Origin of the sequence: Paenibacillus sp. BJ-4 (genome assembly GCF_020404765.1) — a bacterium.
Classification (GTDB): Bacteria; Bacillota; Bacilli; order Paenibacillales; family Paenibacillaceae; genus Paenibacillus.
This window is the reverse complement of sequence record NZ_JAIVEM010000045.1, coordinates 97,115-109,202: the sequence shown is the minus strand read 5'-3', so window position 1 is coordinate 109,202 and position 12,088 is coordinate 97,115. Positions and strand designations below refer to the sequence as shown.

Genomic DNA, 12,088 nt, shown 5'->3' with positions numbered 1-12,088 from the left:
CTGGAGAAACAGGGGTAACACCCCGTTTCTCCCAGATACCAGACCATTATTATGTAAAGAAAAAGAACCCGCGTCTCAAAAAGACGGGGTTTCTCGACAATCTGGCTCTGCATTTTGCAGAGTCTTTTTTTGTTTTTTGTATTATTTTTTCATAAATATTCTACATCATTAGCCGATATATAGAGTAGGACATCTGATAGGAATAAAAGAGATACAGTATGCGGCATACCATTTTATAAGCGAGGGGTTATGTTATGGAACCGTTGATACCCGCCAATGCAGAAGGTATAACACCGATTCATCTTTCTACCGGAACTCCAAAGAAGGACACAGTTACTGATCCTGCGATAACTTCTGAAGAAGGTGCAGTCCAGTCTGTAATTCCTGCAAAAGCACAGTTGACACACGAGCAAACCATTCAGCAGTTGCAAAAAGCAATTGATGCGATTCAAGGTCCGCAAAAAATGTTTGAAATATCTGTGCACGAAAAAACTCACACCATTATGATTAAAGTTTTGAACAAGGAAACAGGTGATCTCATTCGTGAAGTTCCACCAGAAAAAATTTTGGATGTAGCAGCAAGAATGATGGAGATTACCGGGATTATTGTTGATAAGAAGGCATAAGGAGGAACGTTCATGGTAACGAGAATAAGTGGTTTGGCATCTGGTATGGATATAGATTCCATGGTTAAAAAGTTGATGACAGCTGAGAGCGCTCCGCTCGACAAGTTGAATCAACAGAAACAGCTAATGGAATGGAAGCGTGAAAATTATCGGGAGACCAGTGTGAAACTGGTTAGTTTTACACAAGATAAACTATCTAAACTTAACTTGAGTAGTGCAATCAGTGCTCAGAAGGCCAATGTTACTGGAAATACGAGTGCTGTTAGTGCAAAAGTATCTTCGTCGGCTAGTGGAGTATTAGATGTAAAGGTAACTTCGCTGGCAACAGCATCAAGCGCTACTTCTTCTGCAGCTATCGAACTCAATGGTTCTGCTCCTGCACCGACCGATTGGGGAACTGTTAAGCTACAGGATATTAAAGATTCGGGAATCTCAGGAACCACTCCAATAACAGTCAAAATTGGTTCAGGAGACTCGGAAGCATCAATAGAGATTGATCCTGTCAATGAAACGCTTGATTCCTTTGTCCAAAAAATCAATTCAAATAAGCAAGCTGGTGTGAGTGCAATCTATGACTCTGCCACAGGTAAGATTTCTCTAACAAGTAAAACGACTGGAGCCAAAGATATTGTGCTTAATGGAGCGATATTCTCGGCTTTAAAGCTGGGGAGTACTATTACAGGAGGCGAAGATGCCAAGCTCACTGTAAATGGTTTGGATATCACAAGGTCTTCCAATACCTTCGCGATGAATGGTGTTGAACTTACGCTTAATAATGCCAGTGGGAGTACTTCAACACGCATTGAGGTAGTCAAAGATACAGATAAGCTGGTTGAAACGGTTCAGGGGTTTGTTGACGCGTACAATGATGTTCTCTCTACGTTAAATAATAAAGTAAGTGAAGAACGATACAAAAAATACACTCCTCTAACAACTGACCAAAAAAAGGATATGAGTGATGATGAAATCACACTTTGGACCAATAAAGCTAAAAGTGGCATGCTTAAAAACGACAGCATCTTGCAGAGCGCAGCAGCGGATATGCGTAGTGCAATGGTTCAAAAAGTTACACTGGACGACGGTACAACAATTAGCCTTGCCGAGCTTGGTATAACAACAGGTACGTATCAGACAAAAGGGAAACTTATTTTAGATACAGATAAGCTGAAAGCTGCTTTAGATAAAGATCCTGACATTGTGACCAACTTTTTTGGTAAGCAGGATTCTGCTACAGCACAAAGTAATAAATATACAGATCAAGATGGGATTTTCGCGCGTATGAAAAAAATCTCCAATACTGCGCTGCAAAAGTTAGCTGATAAGGCAGGAACCTCAAAGGTAAGCACTGATCTTAGTGCTTCATTCATTATCAACAGCACGATGGGACAAGAGCTAACGAGTATTGATAGAAGGATAACTGATATGACAGCCCGATTGAATATGATCGAAACGAACTACTATAAAAAATTCACATCTATGGAGACGGCAATTAATAAATATAATAGCACTTCTTCTAGTTTGTCCAGCTTTAGATAAATAAGGAGGTCATACATTTGATTCAATCCCCTTACCAGAAGTACCAGCAGGCTCAAGCCCAGACTGCCTCCAAGCCTAAACTTCTGATTATGCTGTATGATGGGGCAATCCGATTTACTCGGGCAGGTATAGACGGGATTTTAGATAAAGATTTCGGGAAAGCAAACTATAATCTTTGTAAATCACAAGCTATCATTCATGAATTAATATCCGCTTTGAATTTTGATTATCCGATTGCACAGGATTTATTAAGAATTTATGAATATATGCTGCATTGTCTGATTGAGTCTAATGTTCATAAAGATGTGTCTAAGGCTCGGGAAGTAGAGGAACATCTAACGGATCTTCGTGAGGCTTGGGTAGAAGTGAGCAAACTTCCAAGCTCGGTCACAGGTAGCTGATGGATAGTAACAATATTCAAGATCTCATTCAAGCATTAAAAAAAGTGACAATAGAGACAACTAAGAGGCTCTCAATCATAGAAGAGGAAGAGTTAGTTGCTTTTGTAGATCGTAGACAGGAAATTGTGCATGCAATGGAAAAATACCGTACTTTTCTCACTGAGGAAGACAAACAAGAAATTGGACTGATCTTAGATATGGATGGACCGATATTGAAGCGTATGAATAAGTTGAAAGATGAAGCGGGAAGTTGGATGGAGAAAAAAGGGAGTATTCGAGTTCAACAAAATGCTTACCAGCGTGCTTATTCCGTTGACAGTCTTTTCATAGACCAGAGGAAATAACTGGAATTACAATCTCTCTCAGGTGTTACTGGGAGGGATTTTTTTATTTGCAAGGTTCACTCCTTCACGTTACAGTCCGATATACTAATTAAGAAGAATCATTATGAATGGTGGTATGGTCTTGACAATTTTATCATTGAATCTGACTGCTATACAGAATCGCTTTCCGCATGTTGCTAGCACAGTACTCTCTCTTGAGCCAACTGAGGCCAGGGATCACAAGTCTTATAATGAACCTGTAGAAAAAGATCATATTTGGTTGGAGGCGGTCCAGCAATCGGTAGAAAATATAGAATGTGTCTTTGTTTATGGATTTGGTCAAGGTCTTGGTGTCGCTGACATTCTTGAAATGTATCCTGACCGGTTACTTTTTGTATATGAGCCGGATGAATATCAGTTTCTAAACTCCGTTAGCAGCTATGATATGCGAAGTCTTTTAGAGCATCCTAATTTGTACTGGCTGGCTATTGGCGATTCGCAATTGAATTCACTGTTTTATATGGCTTCTGTCCATATGCAACGTGAGCTGGCTTTCGTAGCGCTTCGTCATTATCTCGAGGCTGAGATGGATGTATTACGTGATGTTAAAGAAAAATTGGAAGAATACAATCACACCTATGAATCAAACCAAATCACTCATCATCTTTTTCGACAGGATTGGATTCGTAACAGCATGTATCAGATGGCAGGAATGCTATCCTCGCCCTCTATTGATGATTTGAAATTTTCTTTTCCCGGAAGCACGGCTTTTATTATTGCATCGGGACCATCGCTTCAACAAGATATTGAATGGGTTAAACGCGTGCAACCTCATGCGCTTGTTATCGCAGCAGGCTCTAGTATTCAAGCACTAGTTAAAGAGGGAATACAGCCGCATTTAGCGGTCACGCTGGATGGTGGTATTATCAATGATAAGGTATTTTCCCAGCCTGACACGTTGAAAGCTCCTCTATTGTATGGGTCTACCTCTTATTATGGTATTACAGATCGCAAGCAGAAAGATACTATCCATTTTGTGCTGAGTAATGATCATATTTCGCAGTATTATTTAGGGATGGATCGAACGCAGGTTGCTATAACAGCAACTCCAACAGTTGTAGGCTCAGCCATACAAGCAGCTGTATGGCTGGGGGCTCGACGTGTCGTGCTGATGGGACAGGATTTATCCTTCCCTGGTAATAAGTTCTACGCTGATGGAGTAGGACATATTGAGGCATCCCGGAATGCATCCATCGTGGAGAAGGCACCGCAGCAGGTATTAAACGTACATGGTGAATATAATGCCACGAACGAAAGCTTCTTGTTTATGAAAGACGCACTTGAGCACTTGTTTGCAGCCTTATCCAGTGTTGAATTTATTAATACGACTAGTAACGGGGCTGCGCTAGAGGGAACGGTTTGGAAGCCGATTGAGGAAGTATATGATATGATTGCCGAGGAACATATTGAGCACGATGCAATAGCCAATATTCAACGTAATCAGCCCTTTAATATAAATGAAAATCGTATCACAGAGGTTAAAGGAAAAATACAGCATACACTTGATGATTTCACTCTATTCAGGGAAGAATTGAAAATTATGCTGAAAACGATCGAGAATATTAGAGAATGGAGCCGAATGAAGCCGCTCAAATGTCATAATGCGATTGTTGAAATTGAACAACGCTGGACCAGCATTGTAAGTAGAGAGTGGTTTGTTCCTATTATAGAAACCGTACTCCCACTGGAGATTGGACTGTTTGACCAGCAGCAGCCTTTGATTGCCATAGAGCAAAATCTTACGCGTAAAGCCGATATGATACACGAACATCTCGGGAAGCTAGCGAATGAGATAGTGAACAAAATCCCGATGCTTGAAGAGTTGTTTATAGAAGCGATTCGCAGAATAGATGAGATATAGAGTTAAAGGACAGGGATGTGTTCAAAATGTTTAAGGAAACCTATAAAGGAAAAAAGATATTAATCACAGGTGGAACGGGAACAATAGGGCGTCAACTGGTGCAGAGGCTTCTGAAGGACGAGCCGAGCGTGATTCGTATTTTTAGCCGGGATGAGCATAAGCAGTATGAAATGAATATAGATTTTCAGGTCCATTCTAATCAATTGCGCTTTCTGATTGGTGATGTGAGAGATCAGCAAAGATTGATGAGAGCAATGGAGGATATTGATTATGTATTCCATTTAGCCGCAATGAAGCATGTACCTTCGTGTGAGTATAACCCGTTTGAGGCTGTACAAACCAATGTAATAGGTACCCAGAATGTCATTCAAGCGGCTTTGGAGAATGGTGTAAAGAAGGTCCTTTTCACAAGTACGGACAAAGCTATTTCTCCAACCAACACATATGGTGCAACGAAGTTAACGGCAGAGCGTCTGATCTCGGCCTCTGAATATCAAAAGGGTTCGAAGTCTACTATATTTTCTTCGGTTCGATTTGGGAACGTAATGGGCTCACGTGGTTCCGTTATTCCATTATTCAAGAAGCAGATTTTGGAGAATGGTGAAATTACTATTACCGATCCCGAGATGTTGAGATACATGATGACTCCTTCACAGGCAATTGAACTGATCTTGCAGGCCAATGAGGTCGCACAAGGTGGTGAGGTCTTTGTCCTGAAGATGCCGGTTGTGCGAATTGCGGATCTGGCGGAGGCGCTTATAGAAACGGTGTCGGAAAAATACAAGCTGAATGATGAAGTCGCTATTAAATATATCGGTCTTCGACCTGGAGAAAAACGCTATGAAGAATTAATGACTTTAGATGAACAGCTAGTTGCGTTAGAATCGGAAAATATGTTTATCATTCCGCCTGCTTTTCAAGGGGAAAATCAATCTATAAACAAAGAGATTACTGAGTTAGAGATGAATCCCATTAATAAAGCGGTTGTTGTTGATTGGTTATATGATGAAAGTCTTATATAAGAATACAACAGAAAGTATGGGGACTTATGAATATTGTAGCGATCATTCAAGCAAGAATGGGATCTACTCGCCTTCCAGGAAAAGTTGATTTGAATTTACTGGGTGTAACAGTACTTGAGCGGGTTGTAGAAAGAATAAAGAAAGTAAAACAAATTAATAAAATTGTAGTAGCAACTACTGATTTAACGACAGACGAAACAATAGTAAAACTGGCTCATAAAGCAGAGGTTGAAGTATATCGTGGCAGTGAAAGTGATGTGCTAAAACGCTACTATGAAGCGGCTGTCACACATAATGCGGATGTGATCATTCGCATTACTTCAGATTGTCCTGTTATAGATCCTGTGATTATTGATGAGCTAATCACAAACTATATTACTGGTTCTTATGACTATGTCAGCAATACGATCGAACGTTCTTACCCAAGAGGATTGGATGCAGAGGTGTTTTCTTTTGCTTCTCTAGAAAAAGCACATCTGGAGGCAAAGAAAATGGAGCAAAGAGAGCATGTTACACCCTATATTTACCAAAATCCAGATCAATTCTCTATGCTGAGCGTTACTTGTGCGAAAGATTACTCTAATTATCGCTGGACCTTGGATACAGCTGAAGATTGGGAGCTAATTCAGCAGATATATGCCTATTTTAAAGATAGGGACAGCTTTGATTGGCAGGATGTTTTGGAACTAATGGAGACTAACCCAGAAATTGCGCTTATTAACTCGCATGTAGAGCAGAAGAAGCTCAAGGGGGAATAATGAAATTTTTGATTAGGGCGGATGCCTCTGTTAATATCGGTACAGGACATGTGATGCGTTGTTTAGCTTTAGCAAAAGCACTGATAAGTTCAGGAAGAGAAGTGGTTTTTGTTTTTCAACAAATGCCTGATCACTTGGTTGAAAAAGTTAAGCAGATAGGTTGCATTCCGTTCTATTTAAACAGCGAGTATCCAGTAGGGTCAATTGAGGATGCTGTGTACGTAAGCTCAAAGATTGATAATGCTTTTCAAAATGGTTTTGATTGGATAATTATTGATCATTATCAAATTAGTGATATATGGGAAAAAGAAATGTATCGGATTGCTAAGAATATTTTAGTAATTGATGATTTAGCTAATCGAACGCACATTTGCAATATCCTTTTAGACCAAAATTTATATGAAATTTCTGATTCAAGATATAATAGATTAACGAATAATGCGAAACAATTGATAGGACCAAGTTATGCTTTGCTTAGAGATGAATTCCATCTGGAACGTAAGAAGGTTAAAACAAGAAGCGGCGCCATTCGACGGGTATTGGTCACTTTTGGAGGGACTGATCCTACTAATGAGACGCTGAGGTCTCTGTATGCATTGGATAAAGAAGGGATACTGGATAGCAATCTGGATTTTGATATATTGGTCGGTCAATCTTATGGTCATCTAAATGAATTGAGAAAGATTGTTGATTCGAAAAACAGTTTGAGTCTCCATATTCAATCTAATTCTGTCGCAGCAATTATGAGAGAGGCTGATTTAGCCATTTGCTCTGGTGGAACTCTGACTTGGGAACGGTATTGTATGGGGCTTCCGGGGGTGGTTATAGCGGTTGCTGAAAATCAAATTCATAATGCTACTATGGGAGAAAGATTAGGGATAGACATATTCTTAGGGTTCCACTCTAATGTTCGTGACCTTGATATTGTTAGCAATTTAAAGGATTATCATGGTGACTTAGGGAACAATAGTTTAAGAGCGTTTAATATTGTTGACGGCAGAGGAGTGGAGAGAGTAGTCCGAAATTTGGAAACCACTATTTAAGAAGCGGGGATCATATGGAATTTCGAAGCGCAACCCTAAATGATTCGATCATCATCTTTAATTTGAGAAATGATTTAGACACTAGAAAAAACTCGTTTGTCACGGACGAGATTTCCTATGAAGAGCATAGGCATTGGTTTGAAAAATCATTAGACATGAAAACAAGAGAAATACTCATAGCTCATGAAAATGAAGTCTTAGTAGGAGTAATTAGGTTAGATTTAAAGAGTGACAATGAAACGGTAATTAGCATAAATATTGCTCCAAGTCTTAGACAAAAAGGATATGCTAATAAAATGCTATGCGAAATTGAAAGTTACACAACTTCTTGGAATAATGAAATAAAGTTTTTGACTGCTCTAATAAAGCCAAGCAATATTGCTTCAATTAAATTGTTTAGTAAGAGAGGTTATGTTGTCGTTTCGAAAAATAAGGACGAAATAATAATGTGTAAAGAGCTTAGGGGGGACTGTCTTGACTGAATTTAAAATAATGAACAGGGAAATAAGCACAAATACTCGTCCCTTCATCATTGCAGAAATGTCAGGAAATCATAATCAATCATTGGATCGTGCCTTACGTATTGTGGAAGCAGCAGCGGATGCGGGAGTAGATGCTCTAAAAATACAAACCTACACTGCTGAGACTATGACTCTTAATATAAATTCAGGGGAATTTTACATTAAGGATGAGGGTAGTCTGTGGGAAGGTAAGAGCCTATATGATTTGTATCAGGAAGCATACACGCCCTGGGAGTGGCATGAACCTATTTTCAACAGATGCAATGAGTTGGGGATTATAGGATTTAGTACCCCCTTTGATTCTACAGCGGTAGATTTTTTAGAATCACTCAATGTTCCAGCTTATAAAATAGCTTCATTTGAAAATACGGATATACCATTAATCAAAAAGGTAGCATCTACGGGTAAACCGGTGATAATCTCTACGGGGATGGCTACTATAGCAGAGCTAGAAGAAGCTGTTCAAGCGGTGAGAGAAACAGGAAATAATCAAATCGTATTATTAAAATGTACCAGTACTTATCCTGCATCACCTGAAAATACGAATATACGTACAATTCCTCATTTAAAGGATTTATTTAATACCCAAGTAGGATTGTCTGATCACACTATGGGAGTGGGGGTTGCTGTTTCTAGTGTTGCGTTAGGTGCTACTGTAATAGAAAAGCATTTTACATTGTCTAGAGCTGATGGGGGAGTAGACTCAACGTTCTCGTTGGAACCAAATGAAATGAAATCACTAGTTATGGAGACTGAAAGAGCTTGGCAATCTCTCGGAGGGATTTCATATGGAGCAACGGATGCAGAAAAAGCTTCTCTTCAATTTCGAAGATCCTTATATATTTCTGAAAATATGCAGGCGGGGGATATTCTCACAGAAAAAAATGTTAGGGCAATACGCCCAGGCTATGGTCTCCCGCCTAAGTATATAGATCAGTTATTGGGAAAACCAGTTCGTAAGAATGTATCAAAAGGGACGCCTATCAGTTGGGATATCTTATGAATTCAAAAAAATTTAAGGAGAATAAAATATGAACATTTTACTCACTGGTGGCGCTGGTTTCATTGGGCGTTGGGTTGCCAAGCGCTTGCTGGAGGATGGGCATCAGCTTTGGATTGTCGACGATTTGTCGAATGGACGCGAAGAGAATTTGTCGGAATTAGTCGAACATAACGGCTTCAAGGAATTCATCAAAGGAAGTATTTTGGATGAATCTTTGCTGGAACGATTGTTCGAAGAGCATTCATTTGAAGTTTGTTACCATTTGGGAGCTTCCATAAATGTACAGGATTCTATTGATGATCCACGCACTACTTTTAATAACGATACGGTAGGAACCTTCGCAATCTTGGAGCAGTGCCGGAAACATCAGACCAAAGTCGTTTTTATGAGTACGTGTATGGTATATGACCGCTGTAGCGACGATCAAGGTATTAATGAGCTACATCCTACCAAACCTGCTTCTCCTTATGCAGGAGCAAAGGTAGCTGCTGAAAATATGGTACTGTCCTATTATTTCGCATATGGTTTACCGACAGTGGTTATTCGTCCATTTAATACGTACGGTCCTTTTCAAAAGACAGGCGGTGAAGGCGGCGTAGTTGCGATTTTTATTAAAAACCACCTGGAAGGTAAGGATCTTAACATCTATGGAGAAGGCACACAAACCCGTGATCTTCTGTACGTTGAGGATTGCGCTCGCTTCGTGGTGGAGGCTGGATTTAGCGACCGTGTTAATGGCCAAATTGTCAATGCGGGATTGGGGCAGGACATTTCTGTGAATGATTTGGCATTGCTGATTAGCGGTGATCCGTCGCGTATCAAGCATGTGGAGCATATCCATCCGCAAAGTGAAATTCAAAAGCTGTTGTGTAACTCGACGAAGGCGAAGGAGTTACTTGGTTGGGAACCTCGTATTAGTTTGGAAGAAGGTATCCGGCGTACGACGGTCTGGATTCGTGAGAGCGGCATGATCTAGTTTGTTTCAAGTATAGAGGGGGTTAACAGGATGTCCGATGATATATTATCTGGACCTGTGCGTGATACGCTACTGCCCTATGGACAGCAATGGATTGACGATGAAGATATTCAAGCTGTCGTGGATGTGCTTCGTAGCGGATTTGTTACGCAGGGACCTGCGATTCAGCAGTTTGAGGCCAAGATTGCTGAGTATGTAGGTGCCAAGTATGCTGTGGCGTTCACCAATGGAACTGCCGCACTGCATGGAGCTTGTTTTGCCGCAGGGATTGGACAAGGCGATGAGGTTATCACAACACCACTTACGTTCCTTGCCAGTAGTAATTGTGTGTTATATGAGGGGGGGACCCCGGTGTTCGCCGACATTGATATGCACACCTACAACATTGATCCGAGCAAAATTACAGAACAGATTACCGAGCGTACTCGGGCGGTTATTGCCGTTGATTTTACGGGTCAGCCGGCTGAACTCGACAAGATATCGATGCTGTGCCGGGATCGTGGGCTGGTGTTCATTGAGGATGCGGCTCACTCATTGGGGGCGGATTACCATGGACGTAAAGTAGGTTCATGGGCAGATATGACCATGTTCAGTTTCCATCCTGTCAAGCATATTACGACAGGCGAGGGTGGCATCATTGTGACGAATTCTGAGGAATTTTATCGGAAGTTGTCACTGTTCCGTAGTCACGGTATGACACGCGATCCGCAGGAGTTGACAAAAAACGATGGCCCTTGGTATTACGAAATGCAGGAACTGGGATATAACTACCGTATGACAGATATTCAGGCTGCATTGGGTCATTCTCAGATGGACAAGTTGGATGCGTTCGTAGAGCGGCGTCGCGCGATCGCTCGGGCGTACAATGAAGCTTTGAGTGAGTTGACCGGGGTTGTCCTTCCTCAGCAGATTGCCGGGGCTTACTCCAGCTGGCACTTATACGTGATACGTTGGCAGCCGGAGCATTTTAATGCAGACCGGAAAACGATATTTGAGGCCCTGCGGTCAGAGAACATCGGTGTAAATGTGCATTATATTCCTGTCTATTTACAACCTTACTACCAGCGCCTCGGATATGAGGAAGGGCTATGCCCGAACGCTGAAGATTATTATAGGACAGCATTAACACTCCCGCTCTTTCCTAAGATGATGGATCAGGATGTACAGGATGTAATCCAGGCGGTTCGTAAGGTATGGACTAGATATACAAGATCGGTCCCTGGAGAAAATGTAACAAAATGACTCCTTGTATGAGATGCAAGTCGTTCCTCCGCGATTAAGTTGATTCGCTGGAGAAATTTATTTTAATTTTTTGATTCAAATTAATTTGTGTAGGGTAAAGGAGCTGAGAAGCTCCTTTATTTTTGTATATACTGCCTTGACTAAATCAATATTTAACCCTAATTTGTGGTAAAAAAATGTATGAAAACATTATCAATTCCAATTGACAATGGATAAGTTTGGGTGGTATAGTCGAAAATGTGGGCGAGAGCTTCACTTCATTTGATGACGAAGGGAATGTTAGTGCATGCAAGGTAAAGTAAAATGGTTTAACGCAGAAAAAGGTTATGGTTTCATTGAAACGGCTGACGGCGGCGACGTATTTGTACATTTTTCCGCAATTCAAACAGAAGGCTTCAAAACACTTGAAGAAGGACAAGACGTGGAGTTCGACATTGTCGAAGGCGCACGTGGACCACAAGCCGCTAACGTAACCAAATTATAATCATCCCCGGCATAGCCGACCTACATAATTGGTAAGATGGTTAGCAATGGATAACACGCTAGCAACTGCCCTGGAATATTTTCCAGGGCTTTTTTATGTTTTCTAAATACTTAAGGATTTTTCCAAAATCCTGATATGAAAAAGAGCCCCTTTACACGATGGTAAGGGAGCTCTGCGTAATAGAAAGTTACTCTAAAGAACCGTCGAAATTAGCCATCTCCACAAAAATAGT

13 protein-coding genes are annotated in these 12,088 nt (G+C 40.8%); all 13 read left to right on the top strand.

Going from position 1 to position 12,088, the window contains the following annotated elements:
- Window positions 1-254: 254 nt before the first annotated feature.
- The gene (locus LCF57_RS09820; RefSeq protein WP_226000520.1) at window positions 255-626 is read left to right on the top strand and encodes a flagellar protein FlaG; all 372 of its coding nucleotides are present in this window, start codon (window positions 255-257) and stop codon (window positions 624-626) included.
- A 12-nt stretch (window positions 627-638) separates the two neighbouring features.
- Window positions 639-2,162 carry a flagellar filament capping protein FliD gene (gene fliD, locus LCF57_RS09815; protein ID WP_226000519.1) on the top strand — a complete coding sequence of 508 codons (1,524 nt, stop codon included), beginning with the start codon at window positions 639-641 and terminating at the stop codon, window positions 2,160-2,162.
- A gap of 17 nt (window positions 2,163-2,179) precedes the next feature.
- Window positions 2,180-2,563, top strand: a complete 384-nt coding sequence (gene fliS / locus LCF57_RS09810; protein ID WP_226000518.1) for a flagellar export chaperone FliS — start codon at window positions 2,180-2,182, stop codon at window positions 2,561-2,563.
- The gene (locus tag LCF57_RS09805) at window positions 2,563-2,907 is read left to right on the top strand and encodes a hypothetical protein (RefSeq protein ID WP_226000517.1); all 345 of its coding nucleotides are present in this window, start codon (window positions 2,563-2,565) and stop codon (window positions 2,905-2,907) included. Before fliS ends, LCF57_RS09805 begins: the two co-directional genes overlap by 1 nt.
- Before the next feature lie 136 nt (window positions 2,908-3,043).
- A complete protein-coding gene (locus tag LCF57_RS09800; protein WP_226000516.1) occupies window positions 3,044-4,807 on the top strand; it encodes a motility associated factor glycosyltransferase family protein in 1,764 nt (587 codons plus the stop codon).
- 26 nt (window positions 4,808-4,833) lie between these two features.
- A complete protein-coding gene (locus LCF57_RS09795; RefSeq protein WP_226000515.1) occupies window positions 4,834-5,829 on the top strand; it encodes a UDP-N-acetylglucosamine 4,6-dehydratase family protein in 996 nt (331 codons plus the stop codon).
- A 26-nt stretch (window positions 5,830-5,855) separates the two neighbouring features.
- Window positions 5,856-6,587, top strand: a complete 732-nt coding sequence (locus tag LCF57_RS09790; RefSeq protein ID WP_226000514.1) for a glycosyltransferase family protein — start codon at window positions 5,856-5,858, stop codon at window positions 6,585-6,587.
- Window positions 6,587-7,630: a UDP-2,4-diacetamido-2,4,6-trideoxy-beta-L-altropyranose hydrolase gene (gene pseG, locus LCF57_RS09785; protein ID WP_226000513.1), complete on the top strand. Its 1,044-nt coding sequence runs from the start codon at window positions 6,587-6,589 to the stop codon at window positions 7,628-7,630. The genes LCF57_RS09790 and pseG overlap by 1 nt, the downstream gene beginning before the upstream one ends.
- Before the next feature lie 14 nt (window positions 7,631-7,644).
- The gene (locus LCF57_RS09780; RefSeq protein ID WP_226000512.1) at window positions 7,645-8,112 is read left to right on the top strand and encodes a GNAT family N-acetyltransferase; all 468 of its coding nucleotides are present in this window, start codon (window positions 7,645-7,647) and stop codon (window positions 8,110-8,112) included.
- Between the two features lie 10 nt (window positions 8,113-8,122).
- Window positions 8,123-9,154: a pseudaminic acid synthase gene (pseI, locus tag LCF57_RS09775; RefSeq protein WP_413232191.1), complete on the top strand. Its 1,032-nt coding sequence runs from the start codon at window positions 8,123-8,125 to the stop codon at window positions 9,152-9,154.
- A gap of 28 nt (window positions 9,155-9,182) precedes the next feature.
- Window positions 9,183-10,130 (top strand): dTDP-glucose 4,6-dehydratase, encoded by a 948-nt coding sequence (locus LCF57_RS09770; RefSeq protein WP_152379617.1) that lies wholly within the window; start codon window positions 9,183-9,185, stop codon window positions 10,128-10,130.
- A 30-nt stretch (window positions 10,131-10,160) separates the two neighbouring features.
- Window positions 10,161-11,372 carry a UDP-4-amino-4,6-dideoxy-N-acetyl-beta-L-altrosamine transaminase gene (gene pseC / locus LCF57_RS09765; RefSeq protein ID WP_226000510.1) on the top strand — a complete coding sequence of 404 codons (1,212 nt, stop codon included), beginning with the start codon at window positions 10,161-10,163 and terminating at the stop codon, window positions 11,370-11,372.
- 286 nt (window positions 11,373-11,658) lie between these two features.
- The gene (locus LCF57_RS09760; protein WP_013373372.1) at window positions 11,659-11,856 is read left to right on the top strand and encodes a cold shock domain-containing protein; all 198 of its coding nucleotides are present in this window, start codon (window positions 11,659-11,661) and stop codon (window positions 11,854-11,856) included.
- Window positions 11,857-12,088 lie beyond the last annotated feature (232 nt).